Here is a 22,620-nt window from a genome sequence, read left to right on the forward strand (position 1 = left end):
CTCGCTCACGTGTTATGGTGCGTTTTGGCGGCGGATCGGCCGGATCCGCCGGTCACTGCGAACAGCAACTTCAAAAAGTAGTCACTGCGAAAATAGACACTGCGAAAAGGGGTCGGGTTTCATGCCAGGGAGTTCTGCGGGTTTCTTCGCCAGGTTGTTCCGGAAACGCGGCGCAGCCAGCGGGGAGGCCGTGACATCGGCACGGGAGGCAACGGAGACAGATCCGTCGGCCGGCCCGAACGTCGCGTCGGCTGGCAAGCCGCAGCCCGGTGCCCCGGCGGGATTGCACGCCGCGGCCACGCCGGCGGAATTCCCCTCCGGCGAGGCGGGGGAGCGGGCCGGTGCACCACCGGCGGCTTCGGGCGGTGCTCCGGGGAATGTCACGGTTGTTGCCCTGGAGCCGCATGCGGGCCTGGCGACGCTTTGCGCGGCGCTCGAATACCGGCTCGACGGCCACAACCTGCAGGTCCGCGGAGCGGGCCCGGGCCTTATGCGTGCCGCCTTCGACGGAATGCTCACGGACGCGGATGTCCTGGTCCTGCTGGCACCCGCCACGGCCGCCACAACCGGGACCTTCCAGGAGAAGCTGGATTGGCTGGTGGCCAACGACAGCGCCGGGCTCGTGGATCGCACGGTTTTTGTTGTCAACTACGGTGCCGACGACGATGGCGGCGGCGCGCTCGAACTGCCCGCGTCCCTGGCCAGGCCTGTGGTCGTGCTGCCCTTTGACGGGGCGTTGAGCCTGCCTGCGCAGCAGCAGCGGGCGCCGCGCCGGGCGGCCCGCCACGCACTGGACCAGCTTGTCGCCGAAGTGGCGACGATCCGGGCGGGGCGCTAGGCCATGGCACACTACGACGTGGCGCAGTACGATCTCGCCATCATCGGGTCGGGCTCCGGCAACTCGCTGATCACCCCGTTCTGGGACGACAAGAAGGTCGCCATCATCGACGCCGGCACCTTCGGAGGCACCTGCCTCAACGTCGGGTGCATCCCCACCAAGATGTTCGCCTACCCGGCACAACTTGCCGCCAGTGCCGCCCAGGCCCGTGAACTCGGGGTGAACCTCGTGCACGAGGGCAGCGACTGGGTGGCGATCCGGGACAGGATCTTCGGGCGCATCGACGCGATCTCCGAGGGTGGCCGGCACTACCGGGCCGACGAGCTGGAAAACGTCGACCTCTACCAGGAGCACGTCACCATCACCGCCGACCACAGGCTGCTGACGGATTCCGGAACGACGATCGACGCCGCGAAGATCGTGATCGCGGCCGGTTCGCGTGCCGTGCTGCCCCAGGTGCCGGGCATCGAGTTGCCCGGGATCCACACCTCGGACACCATCATGCGCCTCGAGGCGCTGCCCGAACGCTTGGTGGTGGTCGGCGGCGGGTACGTCGCCAGCGAGTTCGCTGCGGTGTTCTCCTCCTTCGGCTCGAAGGTGACCCAGGTGAACCGCTCCGGCGCGCTCCTGCGGGAACAGGACGCAGACATTTCCGCGGCATTCACCGACGCCGCGGCAGGGCGCTGGAACGTCGAGCTCGAGGCAAAGCTGGTGCGCATCGAGGAACACGACGGCCACCTGCGCCTGCATTTTGCGCGCGCCGAGGGCGAACTGGTGCTGGACGCCGACACGGTGCTGGTCGCGGTGGGCCGCCGGCCCAACACCGACACGCTGGGCGTTGCTGCGCTCGGCCTGGATCTGCGTCCCAACGGCGCCCTGTGTGTTGATGGGTACCAGCGCGTGACGCGCGGCGGGGAACCCGTCGAGGGCATGTTCGCGCTGGGCGACGTGGCCAACGTCGACCAGCTCAAGCACGTGGCCAACCGCGAGGCGCGGGTGGTGGTGCACAACCTGGAGAACCCCGGGGCGATGCGGTCCATGGACCGCAGTGCCGTGCCCGCCGCGGTGTTCAGCAACCCGCAGGTCGCCGCCGTCGGGCTCACCGAGGCCCAGGCGGTCCAGGCGCACGGGGCAAACGACGTGGCCACGGCGATCCAGCCCTTCGGGTCAACCGCCTACGGCTGGGCGATGGAGGACACCGAGGGCATCGTGAAACTGGTGGCCCACCGGGGCACCCGCCGGTTGCTCGGCGCCCACATCATGGGGCACGAGGCGGCGCTGCTGGTCCAGCCGCTCATCCAGGCCATGGTGACGGACCTGGACCTCGTCGAGATGGCGCGCGGGCAGTTCTGGATCCACCCGGCGCTCAGCGAGGTCGTGGAAAACGCGTTGCTGTCGCTGGGCCTCGAGTCCCGACCCGGGGATCCGCTCTGACCGTGTAGCTGTCCGGACCTGTGAGGCGTTTCAACGTGTTGTCCTCCGGCACGAAAATGCGGGGCGGCGACGGACACCAAAGGTGCCGTCCCCGCCCCGCATGCGTGAAGCGTTTTCCCGTGCCGCGCAGGGCCCGGCCGATGCGGTCAGGCGAGCGGCTTCACGCCCGCGTAGATCTCCTCGACCACCGAGTCGAAGTCCTTCAGGACTTGGGCGCGCTTGATCTTCATCGACGGCGTCAGATGCCCGGATTCCTCGGTGAAGTCGGTCGGCACGATCCGGAACTCCTTGATCTGCTCGGCGCGCGAGACGCTGGCGTTGGCCTTGGCAACCAGCGCCGCAACCGTCTCTTGGACCTCCGGCATCACGGCCGCCTGCGCGGTGGTGGTGCCGGCCGGAAGGTGGTGGCGTTCCAGCCAGCCCGGCAGCGCCTCCTCGTCCACGGTGATCAGCGCGGAAATGAACGGGCGGGCATCGCCCACCACGACGCACTGGGACACCAGGGCGTCGGCGCGGATCTGGTCCTCAAGCATTGCCGGGACGACGTTCTTGCCGCTGGCGGTGACGATGATTTCCTTCTTGCGCCCGGTGATGCGCAGGAAGCCGTCGGCATCCAGCTCGCCGATGTCCCCGGTGCGGAACCACCCGTCCACGAAGGTTTCCGCGGTGAGGTCCGGGCGGTTGTAGTAGCCGCGCATCACGCAGAAGCCCTTGGCCAGGATCTCCCCGTCCTCGGCGATCCGCACGCCGTTGCCCGGCAGCGGGCGACCGACCGTGCCGATCTTGATCTGCTTCGGGGTGTTCACGGTGATCGGCGCGGTGGTCTCGGTCAGGCCGTAGCCCTCAAGGACGGTCAGCCCGATGCCGTGGAAGAAGTGGCCCAGCCGTTCGCCCAGCGGCGCGCCGCCGGAGACCGCGTGCACCACGTTTCCGCCCATGGCGGCGCGGATCTTCGAGTAGAGCAGCACGTCGAAGAGCTTGTGCTTGAGCTTCAGGCCCAGCGGCACCTTGCCGTCCTGCTCCGCCCGCGAGAAGGCGATCGCGGTGTCGGCGCCGGCGTGGAAGATCTTGCCCTTGCCGCCGTCCTCGGCCTTGAGCATCGAGGAGTTGTAGACCTTTTCGAAGACGCGCGGCACGGCCAGGATGAAGTTCGGCTTGAACGACTGCAGGTCGCCCATCAGGTTCTTCACGTCTGCGGTGTGTGCAACCCGGACCCCCGCGGCGACGCTCAGGACCGAAATATAGCGGGCGAACACATGCGCCAGCGGCAGGAACATGATGGTGGAGGCGCCGGGGTATACGCACTCGGGCAGGGCCGCGGCGGCATTGTCGCTGAGCTCCACGAAGTTCGAGTGGGTCAGCTCGCAGCCCTTGGGGCGCCCGGTGGTTCCGGAGGTGTAGATGATGGTCGCCAGCGAGTCGAGCCCGGCGGCAGAGCGGCGCTCCTCCAGGACCGCGTCGCCCACTTCCTTGCCGGCCACGCGCAGGGTGTCCAGGCCGTTGCCGTCGATCTGCCACACGTGGCCGAGCTTGTCCAGGCCCTCCTGGTGCGCTGCCTGGCGGACGACGTTCTCGTGGCGCGGAGCCTCGACCACCACGGCGGCTGCATGCGAATCGCCGAGGATCCAGGCGACCTGTCCGGGGGAGGAAGTTTCGTAGACGGGGACCGTGACGCAGCCGGCAAACCAGATGGCGAAGTCGACGAGCGTCCACTCGTACCGGGTGCGGGCCATCAGGCCGATGCGGGCGCCGGGCTCGATGCCGCTGGCGATGAACCCCTTGGCCAGCGCGGATGCATCCGCGGCGAACTCGGATGCGGAGATGTCGATCCAGCTGCCCTTGGGCCCGGGCTTTGAGAGCAACGGCGGATTTGCCGCGGAGCGTGCGTGGCGCAGCAGCAAATCGGTGATGTTGGTCTGCGGCGGCGTCTCCACCAGCGGTGGGACAACTAATTCCTGCATCGGGTCTCCTTCGGTCGGAGGGCCGGGAGCAGCGTGCCGGCTGCCGGTCCCACTACCACCATGCTAGTGGTTTGCATCACATTGTTTACTCACTGGTAACTTACGGGGATTTTCCGGTCTTGGCAACAGGACTGCCGGCCTTCGCGGTGGCGGGAGCGGGGATGCACGAATTCCGGCGCTTTTCCGACGTGGCGGGGGGGCTCCCTAGACGCGGGCCCCGTCGTCGCCCTCGTGGCGGAAGCGCGGCAGCCGGGCGAAGAGGAACCCGCCCGCGGCCAGCGCCACAACGCACAGGCCGATCCACAGCGGCATGGGCGCCCGGCGCCAGAAAATGGCAAGTACCAGAAGCATCAGCGGAGCGCCCGCGGCGGCGGTCCAGGCGAGGGTGAGCAGCGGGTTCCCGGAGCCCAGCGCCGGGGGTTCCTCGGGGACGAATCCTTCGTCGTCATCGTCGGCCTCGTAGTCGCGCGGGCCGCCAAGCGCCGGGTGCATTTGGAATAGCGTCGGATCCACGCGTCCGGTGCCGCCAGTGCCTGCGCCAGTCCCTGCGTCGGCCCCGGAAGCCTGTTCCCCGGGCAGCTCCGGCCCGGCCGCGGGATCTGCTTCCAGGCGGCGCACCAGGTCCTCCCAGACGGCGTCGTCGGAATCGCCGGGGGATGCGGGCTCGTGAAACGGATTAGTCATGGTGCGCGCTGCTCAGCTTCCTGAAAAACTCGATGGATTCGTTGAAGATTTCGTCGGCCTCGTGGTCCAGCGTCGCCACATGGTAACTCCGGGTTAAGCGGCGGATCTGGACCGGAAGGGCCTCGTCCAACCCGGAGCACAGCACCTCGATGCTGCTTTCGGGGACCACATGGTCTTGGTCGGACCTGAAGACGATGATGGGCGCGGTGATTTTCGGCAGGCCCCGCGTCGCGGCCTTGAACAGCTTGCGCAACTGGTGGACGCCGCCGACGGGGGTGCGGGAATACGCCTGTTCGTCGCCGCCGGGCTTGGCGATGTCGTTGGAGATCGACTTGATCGACGGCAGGAAAAAGCGCAGCACGCCGGTGAATTTCACCACGGGGGATTCGATCGTCAACCCCGGGTTGACCAGTGCCAGACCGGCCGGCGAGTGCGTCGCAGCGAGGTGCAGGGCCAGCGCCCCGCCCATCGACATGCCCGCCACGTAAACCCGCGAATGCTTGGCCGCCAGCGCCTCGTAGGCCCGTTCCACCGCCGAGACGATGTCCGAGTGCGGCGTCCTGGAGAGCTCTTGCCAACTTGTCACATGCCCGGGAAGCACCGGCAGGTCCACGGTGTATCCGGCCTTGGCGAATGCCTGGGCCCAGGGAAGCATGCTGGCCGGACCCGAGGTGAACCCGTGGATGACCAAGACCGCTTCGCCGTTCTCCCCCCGGTGGTGGAACGGCGCGTTGGCTGCTGTGTCCTGGCCGGAAACCTCTTGGTTGCTTGGCACGGTTTTCTCCCTCGCATGGGTTTGGCCGAACGGCGCTCTCGGCACGGGCCGGGGTATGACCTTTGGCAATGTTTTGCCTACAGTTAGAGCCTAACGGAGAACGACTGAATCATCACTTGATTTGAGGCGCGGGCATATTCTGCACGCACGCCAGCAGCAACCCATCCCGGCCCGGAAGGCACACAACACATGTTTTACCTCTTCATGAAGCGGTTCATCGTCGGACCGCTGGTAACAGTGTTCTTCAGGCCGTGGGTCAAGGGGATCGAGCACATCCCCGAAGCCGGGGGAGCGATCCTGGCCAGCAACCACCTCTCGGTCTCCGACTCGATCTTCCTGCCGGTGGCCGTCGACCGCCCGGTGATCTTCCTGGCCAAGAGCGACTACTTCAACGGCAAGGGCCTCAAGGGCCGCATCACCGCGTGGTTCTTCCGGATGATCAACCAGCTGCCGATGGACCGCTCCGGCGGGGCCGCAAGCGCGAACTCGCTCGGCACCGGCGCCCAGGCGCTGGTCGACGGCCAGCTGCTGGGCATCTACCCGGAGGGCACCCGCAGCCCCGACGGCCGGCTCTACCGCGGCAAGCTCGGTGTGGCCAAGCTCGCGCTGGAGGCCGGGGTCCCCGTCATCCCCGTGGCGATGATCGGAACCGACAAGGTCCAGCCCATCGGCAAGCGCGTGCCCAACATCCGCCGCGTCGGCATGATCATCGGCGAACCGCTGGACTTCTCCCGCTACGCGGGCATGAGCGAGGACCGCTTTGTACAGCGATCGGTGACCGACGAGATCATGTACGCGATCATGCGACTCTCCGGCCAGGAATACGTCGACTCCTATGCAGCAACGGTGAAGGCGCGGCTCGATGCCGAACGCCGCGAGCAGCAGGGGAAAAAGTAGCAGGAGCCGCCGCCGGCGCACTGCGAGTTGCCGGTGCACTGTGAACGGCCCGGTGCTTTGGGTTACGCGTCGGATACCCGCGCGGCGGGCGCGGCGGTTTACGCTTAGAGGGTGACTCAGCTATCTTCGAATTCCTCATTGCCAGGCCGTTCGCCGGCGGGCCCCGCAGCCGACCCAGCACTGGATATTTGGCGCACCCTGCCGGTCGCCCAGCAGCCGACCTGGAACGACAACCCGCACTATGCCGAGTCCATTCGTGAACTCGGCTCCCGCCCTCCGCTGGTCTTTGCCGGCGAGGTCGACGTGCTGCGCGAGCGCCTGGCCGCCGCGGCACAGGGCAAGGCGTTCCTGCTCCAGGGCGGCGACTGCGCGGAGACCTTCGACGGCGCCACCGCCGACAAGATCTCCGCCCGCGTGCGCACCATCCTGCAGATGGCCGTCGTTCTGACCTACGGCGCCTCCATGCCGGTCATCAAGATGGGCCGCATGGCCGGCCAGTTCGCCAAGCCGCGCTCCTCCAACGACGAGACCCGCGACGGCGTGACGCTGCCGGCCTTCCGCGGCGACATCGTCAACGGCTACGACTTCACCCCGAAATCCCGCGCCCACGACCCGCGCCGCATGGTGCAGGCGTACAACACCTCCTCGGCCACGCTGAACCTGATCCGCGCCTTCACCCAGGGCGGCTTCGCCGACCTGCGCGACGTGCACTCGTGGAACAAGGGTTTCACGACCAACCCGGCGCACACCGCCTACGAGCAGCTGGCCGGCGAGATCGACCGCGCCGTGAAGTTCATGGCCGCCTGCGGCGCGGACTTCGAGGCGCTCAAGCGCACCGAGTTCTTCGCCTCCCACGAGGCCCTGCTGCTTGACTACGAGCGCGCGCTGACCCGCACCGACTCGCGCACCGAGCTGCCCTACGACACCTCCGGCCACTTCTTGTGGATCGGTGAGCGCACCCGCCAGCTCGACGGCGCCCACGTGGACTTCCTCTCCCGCGTCCGCAACCCGATCGGCGTCAAGCTCGGCCCGAGCACCACCCCGGAGGACGCGCTGGCGCTGATCGAGAAGCTCGACCCGAACCGCGAGCCGGGCCGCCTGACCTTCATCACCCGCATGGGCGCGAAGAACATCCGCGAAAAGCTGCCGAACCTCGTCGAGAAGGTCACCGCTTCCGGCGCCCAGGTCCTCTGGGTCACCGACCCGATGCACGGCAACACCGTGACCAGCGGCAACGGCTACAAGACCCGCAACTTCGACGACGTCATGGACGAGGTCCGCGGCTTCTTCGAGGTGCACGATTCGCTGGGCACCTTCCCGGGCGGCCTGCACGTGGAGATGACCGGCGACGACGTGGCCGAGTGCCTCGGCGGCGCCGACCCGATCCGCCAGGAACAGTTCGACGACCTGTACGAGTCGGTCTGCGACCCGCGCCTGAACCACCGCCAGTCCCTGGAGATGGCGTTCCTGGTCTCGGGTGCGCTGGCCAAGCGCGGACAGCGCAGCTAGCGGTTCCCGCAACCACGGCACAACACGATGGCCGGGTTCCTTCCACCACATGTGGTGGAAGGAACCCGGCCATCGGACTTTGTGCGGCTGGGACTTTGACCGGTTGCAGGCCGTCTCCCGGGAAGGCCCGCGCCATGATCATCGTGGAGAACTCCGGCAGGCCCGCATTCTCGACGATCCACGGGGTCGGCCGGCTGGCTGCAGCCGGCCAGCCGGCATGAATGCGCGGGCCGGCTGACCAGCTTGCTAGACGACGACCAGCTTGATGGTCGATCCCTCCGGGGCGGTGCCTCCGGAAGGGCTCTGGGTGCGCACGGTGCCGAAGAACCCGCCGAGGAACTCATCGACCTCGACCTTGAAGCCGAGCGCCTCCAGGATCGCGCGGGCCTCGCCCACCTGCTTGCCCTGCACGTCGGGGACCTCGATCATCCGCGGGCCGCGGGAGATCAAGTAGGTGACCGTGGAGCCGCGCTCCGCCTGGCCGCCCGCGGGCTTCTGAGAAATGATCGCGCCCTGGGGGACCGTGCGGCTGTATGCCTTCGAATCCTCGGCGCCCTTCAGCCCCGCCTCCTTGAGCACGGCGTTTGCCTTCGCGGCACTGAGCCCAAGCACGGCCGGCACATCGACCGGCGCAGGCCCGCGGGAGACGACAAGCGCGACCTTGCTGCTGCGCCGCACCTTCTCTCCGACCGTCGGCTTGTGGCTGATCACCACGCCCTTGGCGACCTCCTCGGAGTACTTCCCGGACACCTCGCCGAGGGCCAGCCCGGCCGCCTTCAAGTCCTTCTCGGCGTCGGCCTGCTTGCGGCCGGTCAGGTTCGGCACGGCAAAAAGCTCCGGTCCCTTGGAAACGTTCAGCTCCAGGCCTTGAAACCGGCGGATCGTTTCCCCCGCGGCGGGTTCACTTCCCACCACGAGGCCGCGCTCGATCTTCTCGTCGAAAACTTCCTTGGTGGCGGCGGCGACGCCCTGGGACTCGAGCCGCGAGATCGCGTCGGCACTTGCCAGGCCCCTCAGTTGCGGAATCGTGAACGGTGCGCCCGGGCCCATGCCGAAGAACAACCCGACCGCCACGACCGCAGCCGCAAGCAGCGTCAGCAGCACGGCAATGAGCCACTTGCGCCGGGCCGGGGACTTCGGAGCGAGCTGGTGCGTGGGGATCTGGGCTTGTTTTTTCCACGCCAGTTCCGCGGCCCGGGCGTTCTTCTTGGCCTGCCGCGCCGAGAGCGGGCGCTGGCCCGGTGCCGGCACCGCGGCAAGCTGCCCGGTGTTGCCGCCGGCCGAACCCGGCCGCGTGGAAAGCACGCTGGTCTGGTCGGACCGGGGCTGCAGCAACGTGGTCTCCTGGGATGGAGCACCCATCGCCTGCGTCCGGTCATCGGAGAGCGGCGCCGCTTCCGGGAATCTGGATGCGGGTCCCGGGGTGGCGTCCGGCGCAGAGGCCGTGAGCGCGGCCGTGGCGTCGGACATCGACGCATCGGACATCGGCGCATGGACGGCGGTTTCGCCCGCCGCGCCGGCCAGTGCCGCGGCAGCGGTTTCGGCCGCGGAATTGCGGAACAGCTGTGCCTGGGCCAGCCGGTCATGGACCGTGGTGTGCGGGGCCGCGGACGGGGGAATGAGGTCGGTGATGCCGCCCAGGGTCTCCGAATCGAGGTCCAGCTGTTCGCGGGTCATCGACTGCTGGATCTGCTTGAGATCGCTGAGCAGGAACGATGCGTCCTGCGGGCGGTCCTCCGGGTCCTTGTTGGTGCAATAGGCGACGAGCTCATCGAGCTCGACGGAGAGCCCGGGCACGATCGCCGAGGGCGCCGGGACGCGGTCGTTGATGTGCTTGAACGCCAACCCGTAGGCGCTTTCGGAGGTGAACGGCTGCTGCCCGGTGAGCAGCTCGTAGGCGATGATGCCCACCGCGTAGATGTCGCTGCGCTCATCGGCCGGGTCGCCCACGGCAAGCTCGGGGGAGATGTAGGCGGCGGTGCCGAAGAACGTCGTGGCGTTGGTGTGCGCGGACGCGGCCCGGGCCAGCCCGAAGTCGGCGACCTTCACGCGTCCGTCGTCGGAAATCAGCACGTTGGCCGGCTTCATGTCCCGGTGGACGATGCCTTCGGCGTGCGCGACGGACAGGCCGGTGCAGATGGCCTGCAGCACGGCGAGGGTCTGGCGCGGGGTGAACCTGCCGCGTTCGGCCAGGACCTCGCGCAGGTTCAGCCCGCGCACGTACTCCATGACCAGGTACGCGGTGTCGCCCGAGACATGGTGGTCGCGAACTCCAACGATGTTCGGGTGCGTCAGCCCGGCGGAGATGATGGCCTCGGCGGCGAAGCGTTCGAGCACCACCGGGTCGGAGGCCATGTGCGCGTGCAGCACCTTGACGGCCACCGTGCGGTGCAGGCGGGTGTCCATGGCGCGGTAGACGGTGGACATGCCGCCGTCTGCGATGCGTGCTTCCAGGTGGTATCGGCCATCGAGCGTGGTGCTAATGCGTGGGTCGGTTCGGGGCTCTGTCACTTATCGATCGTAACTATTGGTGCGGATATCGGATCATTCCAACACGAATCAGTCCGGTTTGTTGCTGCCGGTGACCGGATCGGGATGGATGGAGGTGCAAAATCGGGGGCCGGCTCCAATGGAACCGGCCCCCGATCAAAATCTTGGTGCTGTGAAGCGTCAGGAAGCGCGACGGGCGCGTGCAGCCCGGCGCTTGAGCGCACGGCGCTCGTCTTCGCTCATGCCACCCCAGACACCGGCATCCTGGCCGGATTCGATGGCCCATTGCAGGCAGGTGTCGACGACGGGGCAACGTCGGCAGACACTCTTGGCTTCTTCAATCTGGAGCAGAGCCGGTCCGGTGTTTCCAACCGGGAAAAACAGCTCCGGGTCCTTGTCCAGACAGGCCGCGCGGCTACGCCAATCCATGCTTGATGATGCTCCTTGAAAGTAGGTCTGAGGAAGAACTGCCCAAGGCTTGCAGCCGGGGCGAAAACAGCATGACGGGAGAAATAGTCTCGCCCGAACGACTGCCTAACAAGGTTTTCATGTTACGTTCACGTAAACAAGGGGCCGGTGTTGTAAATACGGCTACAGTCCTGAGTGCTTCGTCACAAGCTGTCCAGGCGGGGTGTCGACTAACAGGTTTCGGCGCCGCTGACAAGGGTGTTGTTGGGCACCTTCGCCACCGTTTGGCCCGATTTCCGGTCCCCGACGCTTTCGCATCGCACGGCCCGCCCAGCTAGATTTGAGGGGTGATGAACCAGCCTGCAGTGCAACCAGCAAATCCCGTTCCCAAGCGCCGTCCGGTTTCGGTGATGCTGATCTGCGCCCTGCTGGTGCTTGAGGGTGCGGCGGTGCTGTTCTACGGGCTGAGCTACGCGTTGCAGCTGGGCGACGCCGGGGCGCTGGGCATGGGTGCGCGGCTGTTCATGCTGGTGCTGATCCTTGCCGCCGGCGTGTGGCAGCTGCTGGTCGCCCACTTCTTCTTCCGCGGGCGTGCCTGGACCCGAGCCGCCGCACTGTTCTGGCAGGTCTTCCAGATCATCCTGGCCTTCCCGTACTTCCAGACCGGTGACGCGCTGATGGCCTGGCTGTGGCTGGTTCCCGCCGCGGTTGTCATGGTGCTGCTTTTCGATCCGCGCACCACCGGATTCCTGGGCGACCGGCCTTCCGAGGGCCGGGCCGGCACGGGCCCCGGCGACGCCGAATAGCCCAACTGCGGGGCGCACCCGCTCAAGCACCATTCGCGCACTGGATCTGGCGCAGCGTTCCGTTGTCATTTACCAGCGCCCGGCCCGGGATGCTGCGGGGATCGGGAACGAACCTGAACCCGGAAGGGTCGGCGTCGGCGAGCGAGCGCGGATCGAGCGCCAGGAAGCTCTGCTGATCGCGCACCACAGCGCCGATGCCCAGTTCCATCAGGATGCGCGTGGACGGCTCGGTGCTGAAGACCACCTGGATCCGCGCAGCGCACAGGATTTCCAGGGCCCGGGCCGTCTCCCGCACCCGCAGGTCGGCCCGATCGATCAGGACCCGGCCAACCGGCGGGTCCGCGGCCGACAATGGCCCGGCTGTCATCGGTCCGTCGTTCATCGAATCGCCTTCCATCGGCCCGGCCGCGAAGCACCCCTCTTTCAGCTGGCCCGGGTGCGCGGGCAACGCATCGTCCAGCCCGAACCGCAGGCACCGTTGGCTCCCGGGCAGGCCGCACGATGCCAGGTGGCTGAACAATGAGCCCTTGCCGGAGCCTTCATGCCCGATGACCACGCCGAATGGCCCCGGCGACCACAGGAAGGCCCGGTTGTCCGGCCCGCAGACGCCGACCGGGAGCGACGACGGGCGCATGCCCGACCCGGTTCCGGTTCGCATCCCCGAAACCGGTGCCGAAACCGAAACCGCGGCGGGCCGCAACGCATTCAAATCCGCCGGATGCAGCAGCTCCGGCAACGGGTCTGAGCGGAGCCATCCGGGCGGAGTCGGTCCCGGGGGATGGCCAACCACGGCCGCGGGGTCGAGGAGCTGGAACTCGGTGCCAGTCTCCGGTTCGCCCGGGCCCACCAGCAGGCCGCGCCCCGGAAACGGGCCGACCGGCTTGAGCTTGGGCCAGCCCATCAGGACCTCGGGACCGGCGCCGCGTGGAAAATACCACCGCGATTCACACAGGGAGGCGACCCGGGAACCGGCCAGATCGCGGTCGCCGCAGAGCACCAGCACCCGCCCCGGCGACTGCGCCGTGCGCGCAAAGGTGCCCAGCGCGGCATCGAGCAGCCCAAAGGCGGCGGGCCCCAACGACTGCGCCCAGCCGCCGAGCCCGCTGACCACCAGCACCAACGGGTCGGTGCTTGCGGCATCGTCCAGTTGCCGGACCAGTTCCTGGATGCGCCAGGAATCCTGCGGCCCGAAGTACCCGCCGACCCCGGGGTGCGAGGCGAGCTCCCGCTGGCTGGCGTTGCCGTCGAGCACAAAGCAGGGCGCCGTCCATGCCCGCCGGTTCAGCGCCCGGACCAGCAGTTCCGGCACGGTTTCGATGCCGGATCCGGGCAGGCCGAACACCGCCAGCCCGCCGCACGAGCGGACGTCAAAGCGCAGCGCCGTGGGACGGGCGGATTCCACCCGGTCGACCAGCCCGACGACGGCGCCGTCCCCGGGGACCGACTGCAACGACGACCGGGGCAGCTGCAACAGCAGCTCCGGCAGCGCGGGGGAGAAGGGGTTTGCAGCGCGTTCATGACCAGACCAAATGTCGCGGATTTGCTCGAGGGCCGCCGCAAGCCCGCCGCCCGGAGTTTTCGCGCCTGGCACTTGGTCACCCGGCACCGAATCACCTGGCACCGAATCGCCGGGCCCTGATTCGCCGAGTTCCTGCTGCCACAGGGGTGCACGCAGGCTCCTGCCCCAAGCCCGGACGCTTGCCCGGGCGCCGGGCCCGGCATTGATGCGCGCTCTGAACTTCATCGGGGCCTCGCTGCCGAACCGAAGGAACGCCCACCCCGGTTTCCCGGGATCCAGGTGTGCCGCAGCGTCGGTGCCGATCAGGTCGGCCGACTCGAATTCGCCGCTGGTGCGCAGGGCGATGACACTGGAAATGTTGGCGCGCAGCTGTGCGTTAAGGGTGCCGGCGGGGCGTTGGGTGCTGAGCACCAGGTGGATGCCCAGCGACCTGCCCACGGTGGCCACCTGCACGATCTGTTCCAGCGCCCCGGGAAGCTCGGTGGCGAAGACGCGGAATTCGTCGACGACAACCACCAGGGCCGGTAGCAGCGGGTCGGCGTCGGTGCGCGATTCCAGGTAGCCGGCGATGTCGGTGGCCTGGTGCGCCGCGAGCAGGCGTTCGCGGCGGCGCAATTCGCAGGAGAGCTGTTCCAGCACGCGGTGGGCCGCCGCGGCATCGAGATCGGACACCAGGTTTTGCACGTGGGGCAGTGCGGCCAACGGGGCCAGCGTCGCCCCGCCCTTGAAATCGACCAGCATGAAAGCCAGTTCGTGAGGGCCGTGGCCGCGCGCGAGGCCAAGCACCAACGTGCGCAACAACTCGGATTTGCCGGACCCGGTTGTCCCGGCGACCAGCACGTGCGGGCCGTGGAGGAACAAATCCAGCAGGACGGGTCCGGAGGCCGCGTCTCCGATGACGGTGCCCAGGGCCCGCCGGAGCGGCCTGGGCTGCAGTGTGCCGGTGTCCGGAGGGAACCCCGGCGCGGGACGCCGCGGCCGGTCCTCGGTTCCCGCCGACAGCATCCGGCGGACCGCCCGGGCCAGGGCCTCAAAGCCAAGCGCAGCAGGTTCGATCCGCAGTCCCTCGGAGGTTGCCACCGTCCCGAGCCACGGGCTTCGGGCAAGCGCCTCCTCGTCGAGCAGCAGCAGGCCCGAAGCGCTGAGGGTGACCTGCGCGCGCACATGCTGTGGTGTCCCGCCACCGTACACCCATGCCACCGCTGCACCGGCAGTGCCGCCCGGCTCCGCGGCGGCGCTGCGCCGCGGAGCCGGCATGGCGGGGTGCCCGTCGACGTCGTTCCCCGAGGCGGTGTTTCCTTCGCCCGGTGCCACCAACACGATGGTCGGCACCGGCCCGGAGTCAACATTGGAACCGGCGCTCTTCGGTCCGATCCCGCTGGTTCCGGCCCCTCCGATCTCGACCCCGCTGAGCATGAGGAATTCGGCCGGCAGGAAATCCGCCGGACCAACCACGAGCACCCGCAGGGCCCCGCTGTGCAGCAACGGCAGCCAGCGCACCAACACCGCGCGCAACGCCCCGCCCCACTGGGATGTGCCGCCCTCAAGGGACAGCACCAGGCCGTCGTGGATGGCCAGCAGCACCGGGGAACGCCGCGCGGGATCGCCCCGGGTTCCGGGTGCCCCCGTGGCGGACCCCGGCCCGGCTGCGGCCCCGGATGCCGCGCGGATCCACGCCCGCTGCACCGCATGCCCCGGCACCAGCGGCGGGAAGCCGTCGGGTGCCGTGGTGGTGGCCGGGCACAAGCCGGCGGCCACCGCCCCGATCGGCGCCGCCAGCTCCTCGCGCCGTGCCGCGTCCCTGGCGCGCGCCAGCCCGGCGGAACGCCGGTGGGCCCGCCGGGCCCGGAGCATGAAAAACGCGGGCAGGCCCCCGGTGAGCAGGGAGAGCGTGGAGAAGAGCAGGAAAAAGGCGCTGCCGGTCATCAGGTAGAGCCCCCCTCCCAGCGCCAGCGGGGTGAACGCCCCCAGCAGCACGGTGCCGGGGTGCGATGGCGGCTCCCTTCCCTCAACCGCGACGGGCTGCAGGGGCCAGGGCCCGCGCCCGGCCTCGCGGGGCCGCGCGTCCAGCAACGCCAGGGTGCTGCCGCCGGCCGTGAACCGCTCCCCGAGCAGCAACCGGCGTTCACGGATCCGTGCCCCGCCGGACCAGAGCCCGTTGGCGGAGCCCTCGTCGCTGAGCACAATGGAGGTCCGGGACACCCGGATCACCGCATGCAGCCGGGACAGCCGCGGATCGTTGATGCGGAAATCGACGTCGCCGCGCCCCAGCGAGTACACGCCCCGGCGCAGGGGCAGCACCCCGCCGGGATCCGGGCCCTCCACGACAACCAGGGCGGCCGCTGCCCGGGGTCCGCGGGACTCCGGCGGCCCGCCCGCCGGGCCGTCCATCGGCATGTCGCACAGGAAGATTTCGCCGGACACGGGCAGCCGCTCGACCTCGGAAAGGGGGACCGGTCCCCAGTGCCAGCTCGCATCCGGCCAGTGCCCGCCCAACGCACCTGCCAGCTGCCGGCCGCTGCACTGCCGGGCAGAAACCAGCTCAAGCAGGGCCCGCCGCTGCGCGCTCTCGGAGCACAACCGGATGAATAGGCGATCGGCCATTGCGTGCCTTTCTTCGCAGATCCCAGGCGGCGGGCCCCAGCGCCCCGCCGCATCGAAAACCCCCTGGTTCCACAGTAGGAGCGCAAGTGGTGGTGCGGCGTCCGGGTGGTGCACACTGTGGATCACCGGTCATCACGGCCCGAATCGAGTATCAACAGATGCCGCCGCACCCTTGTTTGGCCGCGGCGGGCACGGGTATTCTCGCTGTAATTGTGGGGAAACCGGCGTCACATGGGGCAAGACAGTCAGCCCGAGGCGCACGCGCACTACGAAACGCCGGATTCCGCCGGACCTTTGGTGGAACGGCTTGGGTGGGGACGAACCGGGGGCGAAGACGTGGACGCAATAAACATCGTGGTCGATGAGGTGCGCGAGCTCATCCGCCGGCACGGGCTGGACCCGGCCACCCAGCTGGGGGACGTGCGCCGGCTGGCCGAGGACGTGGTGCACGACTACGACGAGCGCTCGCTCATGGGGGTGCTGCCCCCGCTGGGGGACCTTGCCGCGGCCAGGCGGCGCGTGCTGGATGCCGTAGCCGGGCTCGGGGCGCTGCAGCCGCTGCTGGATGACCCGGAGATCGAGGAAATCTGGATCAACGGCCCGCACGAGGTCTTCGTCGCACGCGGAGGCACCTCCGAACTCACCTCCCTCCGGATCCCCGAGGCCGAAATTCCGGCGCTGGTCGAGCGCATGCTCAAGGCCTCGGGCCGCCGGCTGGACCTCTCGCAGCCCTTCGTCGACTGCCAGCTGGCCGACGGCTCGCGGCTGCACGTGGTCATCCCGGACATCACCCGGAGGCACTGGGCGGTGAACATCCGCAAGTTCATCGTCAAGGCCAGCCGGCTGGAGCACCTGGTGGAGCTCGGGACGATCACCCCGCAGGGCGCCCACTACCTGGACGTCGCGGTTGCGGCAGGGCTGAACGTGCTGGTCTCCGGGGCCACCCAGGCCGGCAAGACCACGATGCTCAACTGCCTGTCCTCCTCGATCGGCAGCCGCGAGCGCGTGATCACCATCGAGGAGATCTTCGAGCTGAAGATCCACCTGCGCGACGTCGTCGGGCTGCAGACCAGGCAGCAGAACCTGGAAGGCACCGGCGAGATCGACATGCGCAAGCTGGTCAAGGAGGCCCTGCGCATGCGCCCGGACCGGCTGATCGTCGGGGAGGTGCGGCAGGCCGAGTCCCTGGACATGCTGATCGCGTTGAACAGCGGACTTCCAGGGTTGTCAACGATCCACGCGAATTCGGCGCACGACGCCGTCACCAAGCTGTGCACGCTGCCGTTGCTGGCCGGGGAGAACATATCTTCCGCGTTCGTGGTTCCCACCGTCGCCGCATGCATCGACCTGGTGGTGCATTGCCGGCGCGATGCCTCCGGGCGGCGCTACGTGGGGGAGATCCTGGCACTGGGGCGCCGGGTGGAGAACGGCGCCATCGAAACCACCACGCTCTTCGAGGCCGTCGACGGGGTGCTGCAGCTGCAGCCGTCCGCCGACCTGGCCCACCAGAAGCTGCTCGACGCCGGGATCGACGTGGCCGAACTCGGGAGGGCCGTGGCATGAGCCTGCTGCTGGGACTGACCCTGGGATCCGGGCTGCTGCTCATCTTCCGCTCCTTCACCCCCGCCAAGGCCCGCACCCGGGCCGTGCGCCCCTCGCGCATCGACACCCTGCTGTTGCACGCGGGGATGGACAAGGTCACCCGGGCCGGCTTCGTCTCCGCGTCGGTCACCAGCGCCCTGGTCGCCGGCCTCACGGTGCTGGTGCTCACCGGCGCGTTCATGATCGCGCTGACCTTCGCCGGGTTCGGGGCCTTTGCGCCGTGGGCCATCGTGCACCGGCAGGCCGGCAAGCGCCGCGCCGCGCTGCGCGAACAGTGGCCCGACGTCGTGGACCACCTGCGCTCGGCCATCCGCGCGGGGCTCTCGCTGCCCGAGGCACTGACCCAGCTGGGCCGGCAGGGGCCCGAGGCGCTGCGCCCGGCCTTCACCGACTTCGGGCTCGACTACCGGGCCACCGCACGCTTCGAGGAGTCGCTCGAGCGACTGGCCCAACGGCTCGCGGACCCTGTAGCGGACAAGATCGTCGCCGCCCTGCGCATCACCCGGGAGGTCGGCGGCACGGACTTGGGCGAGATGCTCGGCACGCTCAGCTCCTTCCTGCGCGATGCCGCCCGCACCCGCGGGGAGCTGGAGGCGCGGCAGTCCTGGACCGTCTCCGCGGCGCGGCTGGCCGTCGCCGCCCTCTGGGTCATCCTGTTGCTGCTGGCCGGCCAGCCCGCCGCTGTCGCCGCCTACTCCACCGTGACCGGCATGCTGGTGCTGTTTACCGGGCTGGCCGTGTCCTTCATCTGCTACCGGGCGATGATGCGCATCGGGCGGCTCCCGGCGGAGGAACGGGTCTTCGCATGAGCACCACGACGATCCTCGCGCTGGCCCTGGGACTGTGCATGGGCAGCGGCCTCTGGCTGGTGCTGGTGCGGCTGCCGGCCATGCGCCCGATCAGCTTCGCCGAGCGCATGGCCCCGCACCTGCGCACCGGCCGCACCAGCTCGCGCATGCTCGGCGAACCGCTCGCTGCGCAAACCCCGTTCGGGCCGCTGGGCCGCATCCTGGGCCCGGCGCTCGCCGACCTCGCCCGCTTCACCCACCGGCTGAACCCCGGCAACGAGGCGCTGGCCCGGCGGCTGGCCCGCGCCGGACTGTCGATCGGCGTGCTGGATTTCCGTGCCCAGCAGCTGCTCTGGTCCGCGGCGCTGACGCTTGCCGGCGCCGGGTTCATCGGGCTGAACCTCGCCGCCGGGCGCTTCAACCCGATGCTGGCGCTGGTGGTGCTGGTTTTCTGCGGCCTCGGCGGCTACCTGCTGCGCGACTGGTACCTGGGCGAACAGATCGCCCGCCGCAGCAAACGCATCCTGAACCAGTTCCCGACGATCGCCGAGCTGATGGCGCTCGCCGTCGGTGCGGGGGAGAGCGCCATCGGCTCCATCGAACGCGTGGCCCGCACCTCCAAGGGGGCGCTCAGCGAGGAATTCTCGATGGCCCTGGCCGATGTCCGCTCCGGCTCGACGCTGGTTGCCGCGCTTGCGGCGATGTCGGACCGCATCCAGCTCACCGCCATGACGCGCTTCGTCGACGCGATCACCGTTGCCAGCGAGCGCGGCACGCCGATCGCCCAGGTCATGCGCGCCCAGGCGCAGGATGTGCGCGACGCGGCCAAGCGCGACCTGATGGAAACCGCGGGCAAGAAGGAGATCGGCATGATGGTGCCGATCGTCTTCGGAATCCTCCCGCTGACCATCGTCTTTGCCGTGTACCCCGGGCTGTCGCTGATCGACATGAGCTACTGATGCCTGTCGGCCGGGGGAGTCCACACGGGCAACAGCACGATTGCACGCACAGCCACCTGCCCCTTCGCCGCAGCACAGACCCCGGGCGAAGGGGCGCAACCAAGGGTCGAACCCAAGGAGGAACCGTCATGAGAATGGCACACAGGATCGGGTATTTGATGTTCGGCGTTGGCTTGTGGGTGGCTGCCTGCACCGGCAACCTGGCGCGGAGGCTGCGGCGCGACGAGCGCGGGGACGTGCCCGGCTGGGTCATGATCACGCTCATGAGCGCGTTGCTGGTCGCGGCGTTGCTGGCCATCGCGGGACCGCGCCTGCAGGAGCTCTTCAACCAGGCGATCGACAGCGTTTCGGGCCTGGGCTAGAACGGCTGCGACCCCGCGCTATGTCCCCGCTCCGTGCATTTTCCGTGAACCGCGCAGTTTCCGCGTCCCGCGCCCTTCCCACACGCCGCACGGAATACCCGTGCCCTTCCGCGACCGCCTCTTCAACGGCCATGGGCGCCGGCGCCGGCACGTGCAGAGACGGCGGCCAGCGGGGTTCCGCGGTGGCCGAATTCGTCATGGTTAGCGCACTGCTGATCGCCGTCTTCCTCGGTGTGGTGCAATTGGCGCTGGCGCTGCACGTGCGCAACACCCTGATGGATGCCGCCGCCAGCGGCGCCCGTTACGGCACGCTGGCCGACCGCGGCGCCGCCGACGGGGTGCAACGCACCAGGGAATTGATCGCCGGGGCGCTGAACCCCGGGTTCGCCCGCGAAGTCCAGGGCCAGGTGGTCGAGATCGGCGGCCGTCCGGGGCTGGTGATCACTGTGCGTGCGGGAATCCCGCTGATCGGCATGGTCCCGGGATTCGGCGAATTCGTCGTGCACGGCGAGTCGGTGCGCTATGGGTAGGTGGCGCGCCGAAGTCCCCGAACAACTGTCCACCGGCACCGGCGATTCGGATCCCGCGGGCAACCGCGAAGCCGGATCGGCAGTGATCGAGTTCATTTTCCTGGTGGTGCTGCTCATGGTGCCGTTGGTCTACCTGGTGATCGGGGCCGCACAGCTCCAGTCGGCGACCTATGCGGCGGTGGGGGCAGCCGACCACGGGGCCAAGGTCTTTGTCACTGCCAAATCCGAGGCCCAGGCCGGCGACCGCGTGGCCGACGCGGTGAACCGGGCGGCGGCCAACATGGGCATCGACCGGGGCCGGGCGAACTTCAGCTACAGCTGCAACGGGGCTTGCCTTTCGCCGGGCAGCACCGTCACGGTGCGCGTCTCGATCGACACGGTCCTCCCATTGATGCCGCGGGGCTGGAGTTGGCGGACGGGTGAAATCAGTTCAAGCACCACCCACCGGGTGGACCGGTATGGGTAGCCCGGGCGCCAGCCGCCGTGACGCCACCGGCCACAGCAGCCGCCGCCGTGGCGGCTGCAGGATCCGCACCCGCGCGTGGGAAGGCAGTAATGCCGACGCCGAGGCCGGGCAGTCGATCATCCTGATTATCGGGATGATCGCCCTTGCGCTGCTCACGATCAGCGTCGTGTTGGCCGCCACGGCCGTCAACGTCCAGGCCCGGAAGCTGCTGTCGGTGGCCGACGGGGCCGTCGCCGCGGCGGCGGACAATTTCGAGCTCGATGCCACGGGGCAGTCGGAGGCGTCGCTTCGCCTGAACCCGGCCGAGGTAAGGGCCGCCGCGGGAAAATACCTCGATGACATCGGAGCCGGCGCGGATTTCGCCGATCTGCGCATTGTGTCGGCCGGCGTCCAGGGTGACGGGCTGACCGCGCATCTGCGGCTCGGTGCGGTGGTCCACCCGCCGATCTTCGGCTGGGTGGTCCCGACCGGCGTGGGGATCTCCGTGGAATCCAAGGCGCGCACCCTGCTCTCCAGATAGGGGCATTCCCCGGTGCCGTTCCACCGCAGGGGAGGGCCGAACACGCACTTGGCGGAAATAACCCGTCGTCCGCCAAGAGATGGCCCGCAAATGTCGTAGGCTGGAACCACCATGGCTTCAACTGACTTCCCCGCTGAAATCCGCGCACTGCGCTCCACCTACGCCTCGATCGAAGAGGTGTCCGATGTTCCGCGCATTCGAGCCGACATCGAGATGCTCTCCGAGGAAGCCGGTGTGCCGAATCTCTGGGACAACCCGGCCGCCGCCCAGGTCGTGACCTCCAAGCTCTCGCACCGCCAGTCCGAACTCGAGCGGCTGACCACCATCGCCACCCGCATCGACGACCTCGAGGTGCTCGTTGAGCTCGCCGAGATGGAAGCCGACGAGGATTCGCTGCGCGAGGCGGAGGACGAACTCAAGTCCGTCCGCAAGGCACTCGCCGACCTCGAGGTCGTCACCCTGCTGTCGGGCGAATTTGATTCGCGCGAGGCCGTGGTGACGATCCGCGCCGGCGCGGGCGGCGTGGATGCCGCGGACTTTGCCGAAATGTTGATGCGCATGTACCTGCGCTGGGCGGAAAAGCACGGCTACTCCACCCGCGTCATGGACACCTCCTACGCCGAAGAAGCCGGGCTGAAGTCCGCAACCTTCGAGGTCAACGCGCCCTATGCCTTCGGCACGCTGTCCGTCGAGGCCGGCACCCACCGCCTCGTGCGCATTTCCCCCTTCGACAACCAGGGGCGCCGCCAAACCTCGTTCGCTGCGGTCGAGGTCATCCCGCTGATCGAGCAAACCGACTCCATCGAGATCCCGGAAAACGAGATCCGTGTCGACGTGTTCCGCTCGTCGGGCCCGGGTGGCCAGTCGGTGAACACCACCGACTCCGCCGTGCGCATGACCCACATTCCCACGGGCATCGTGGTGTCGATGCAGAACGAGAAGTCGCAGATCCAGAACCGTGCCGCGGCCCTTCGCGTGCTGCAGTCCCGGTTGATGCTGGTGAAAAAGGCGGAACAGGACGCCCAGAAGAAGGAGATGGCCGGCGACGTGAAGGCGTCGTGGGGCGACCAGATGCGCTCCTACGTGTTGAACCCCTACCAAATGGTCAAGGACCTTCGCACCGAGCACGAGGTCGGCAACACCTCCGCCGTGCTTGACGGGGAAATCGACGACTTCATCGATGCGGGCATCCGCTGGCGTGCAACCCAGCGCCGCCCGGTCGCCTAGTAGCCAACCGCCGGAAAAGGCTTTTCCAGGCAAGAGGCCCTCGTTGATACGCGAATCGACGAGGGCCTCTTGCCATTCCGTCGCGTATCCGGGCCGAATCGCGGCCGGTGTTTTCCGCGCTCAGGAGCGGGCCGGGAGGGGCGGCATGTTTGGGCTCGGAGCGTTCTGCGATGCGGCACACAGTTTCGGGACACGCCTGCCATGAGCGCCGTGCAGCCGCTGCGGTGCCGATAGAGTTCAA

General features: G+C 68.6%; 19 protein-coding genes. 13 read left to right on the forward strand and 6 right to left on the reverse strand.

From position 1 onward, the window contains the following. Positions 1–121 precede the first annotated feature (121 nt). Together JOF47_RS04110 and JOF47_RS04115 are read left to right on the forward strand one after the other, a co-directional pair. Positions 122–838 carry a hypothetical protein gene (locus tag JOF47_RS04110; RefSeq protein WP_209996132.1) on the forward strand — a complete coding sequence of 239 codons (717 nt, stop codon included), beginning with the start codon at positions 122–124 and terminating at the stop codon, positions 836–838. Positions 839–841: 3 nt separating this feature from the next. Next, on the forward strand, positions 842–2,272 hold the full coding sequence (locus JOF47_RS04115; RefSeq protein WP_245356242.1) for a mycothione reductase: 1,431 nt from the start codon (positions 842–844) through the stop codon (positions 2,270–2,272). Between the two features lie 146 nt (positions 2,273–2,418). On the opposite strand, the gene JOF47_RS04120 is transcribed toward JOF47_RS04115, so the two are convergent. From JOF47_RS04120 to JOF47_RS04130, 3 genes are all read right to left on the reverse strand, one after another. Further along, positions 2,419–4,233 (reverse strand): AMP-dependent synthetase/ligase, encoded by a 1,815-nt coding sequence (locus JOF47_RS04120; protein ID WP_209996134.1) that lies wholly within the window; start codon positions 4,231–4,233, stop codon positions 2,419–2,421. Between the two features lie 204 nt (positions 4,234–4,437). Then, a complete protein-coding gene (locus tag JOF47_RS04125) occupies positions 4,438–4,917 on the reverse strand; it encodes a hypothetical protein (protein WP_209996136.1) in 480 nt (159 codons plus the stop codon). After that, complete coding sequence (locus JOF47_RS04130) at positions 4,910–5,692, reverse strand: alpha/beta hydrolase (RefSeq protein ID WP_342592707.1); 783 nt, start codon at positions 5,690–5,692, stop codon at positions 4,910–4,912. The genes JOF47_RS04125 and JOF47_RS04130 overlap by 8 nt, the downstream gene beginning before the upstream one ends. 189 nt (positions 5,693–5,881) lie before the next feature. Here JOF47_RS04130 and JOF47_RS04135 point away from each other — a divergent pair, with 189 nt between their 5' ends. Then, positions 5,882–6,589: a lysophospholipid acyltransferase family protein gene (locus tag JOF47_RS04135; RefSeq protein ID WP_209996137.1), complete on the forward strand. Its 708-nt coding sequence runs from the start codon at positions 5,882–5,884 to the stop codon at positions 6,587–6,589. Between the two features lie 111 nt (positions 6,590–6,700). Further along, positions 6,701–8,098, forward strand: a complete 1,398-nt coding sequence (locus tag JOF47_RS04140) for a class II 3-deoxy-7-phosphoheptulonate synthase (RefSeq protein ID WP_209996139.1) — start codon at positions 6,701–6,703, stop codon at positions 8,096–8,098. Between the two features lie 246 nt (positions 8,099–8,344). Here the strand turns inward: JOF47_RS04140 and JOF47_RS04145 are convergent, their stop codons facing one another. Beyond that, positions 8,345–10,609, reverse strand: coding sequence for a protein kinase domain-containing protein (locus JOF47_RS04145; RefSeq protein ID WP_209996141.1), 2,265 nt, complete (start codon positions 10,607–10,609; stop codon positions 8,345–8,347). Positions 10,610–10,768: 159 nt separating this feature from the next. Further along, entirely contained in the window at positions 10,769–11,017 is a 249-nt protein-coding gene (locus JOF47_RS04150; protein ID WP_068738138.1) for a WhiB family transcriptional regulator, read from the reverse strand. A gap of 329 nt (positions 11,018–11,346) precedes the next feature. On the opposite strand from JOF47_RS04150, the gene JOF47_RS04155 reads away from it, so the two are divergent. Then, the gene (locus tag JOF47_RS04155) at positions 11,347–11,802 is read left to right on the forward strand and encodes a hypothetical protein (protein ID WP_209996142.1); all 456 of its coding nucleotides are present in this window, start codon (positions 11,347–11,349) and stop codon (positions 11,800–11,802) included. Between the two features lie 22 nt (positions 11,803–11,824). On the opposite strand, the gene JOF47_RS04160 is transcribed toward JOF47_RS04155, so the two are convergent. Next, positions 11,825–15,925: an FtsK/SpoIIIE domain-containing protein gene (locus JOF47_RS04160; protein ID WP_209996144.1), complete on the reverse strand. Its 4,101-nt coding sequence runs from the start codon at positions 15,923–15,925 to the stop codon at positions 11,825–11,827. 336 nt (positions 15,926–16,261) lie between these two features. On the opposite strand from JOF47_RS04160, the gene JOF47_RS04165 reads away from it, so the two are divergent. The 8 genes from JOF47_RS04165 (at position 16,262) to prfB (ending at position 22,379) form a co-directional block, all read left to right on the forward strand. Then, positions 16,262–17,488, forward strand: coding sequence for a TadA family conjugal transfer-associated ATPase (locus JOF47_RS04165; protein ID WP_210001391.1), 1,227 nt, complete (start codon positions 16,262–16,264; stop codon positions 17,486–17,488). Next, positions 17,485–18,336, forward strand: a complete 852-nt coding sequence (locus JOF47_RS04170) for a type II secretion system F family protein (protein WP_209996146.1) — start codon at positions 17,485–17,487, stop codon at positions 18,334–18,336. Before JOF47_RS04165 ends, JOF47_RS04170 begins: the two co-directional genes overlap by 4 nt. Then, complete coding sequence (locus JOF47_RS04175) at positions 18,333–19,274, forward strand: type II secretion system F family protein (RefSeq protein ID WP_209996148.1); 942 nt, start codon at positions 18,333–18,335, stop codon at positions 19,272–19,274. Before JOF47_RS04170 ends, JOF47_RS04175 begins: the two co-directional genes overlap by 4 nt. A 158-nt stretch (positions 19,275–19,432) precedes the next feature. Then, positions 19,433–19,636, forward strand: a complete 204-nt coding sequence (locus tag JOF47_RS04180) for a hypothetical protein (RefSeq protein ID WP_210001392.1) — start codon at positions 19,433–19,435, stop codon at positions 19,634–19,636. Positions 19,637–19,767: 131 nt separating this feature from the next. Then, a complete protein-coding gene (locus JOF47_RS04185; RefSeq protein WP_210001393.1) occupies positions 19,768–20,166 on the forward strand; it encodes a TadE family protein in 399 nt (132 codons plus the stop codon). Next, positions 20,159–20,632, forward strand: coding sequence for a hypothetical protein (locus tag JOF47_RS04190; protein ID WP_209996149.1), 474 nt, complete (start codon positions 20,159–20,161; stop codon positions 20,630–20,632). Before JOF47_RS04185 ends, JOF47_RS04190 begins: the two co-directional genes overlap by 8 nt. Beyond that, the gene (locus JOF47_RS04195; protein WP_209996150.1) at positions 20,625–21,152 is read left to right on the forward strand and encodes a hypothetical protein; all 528 of its coding nucleotides are present in this window, start codon (positions 20,625–20,627) and stop codon (positions 21,150–21,152) included. The genes JOF47_RS04190 and JOF47_RS04195 overlap by 8 nt, the downstream gene beginning before the upstream one ends. A gap of 111 nt (positions 21,153–21,263) precedes the next feature. Beyond that, a complete protein-coding gene (gene prfB, locus JOF47_RS04200) occupies positions 21,264–22,379 on the forward strand; it encodes a peptide chain release factor 2 (RefSeq protein ID WP_209996151.1) in 1,116 nt (371 codons plus the stop codon). The last annotated feature ends 241 nt before the right edge of the window (positions 22,380–22,620 follow it).

The organism is Paeniglutamicibacter kerguelensis (genome assembly GCF_017876535.1).
In the GTDB taxonomy this organism is placed as follows: Bacteria; Actinomycetota; Actinomycetes; order Actinomycetales; family Micrococcaceae; genus Paeniglutamicibacter; species Paeniglutamicibacter kerguelensis.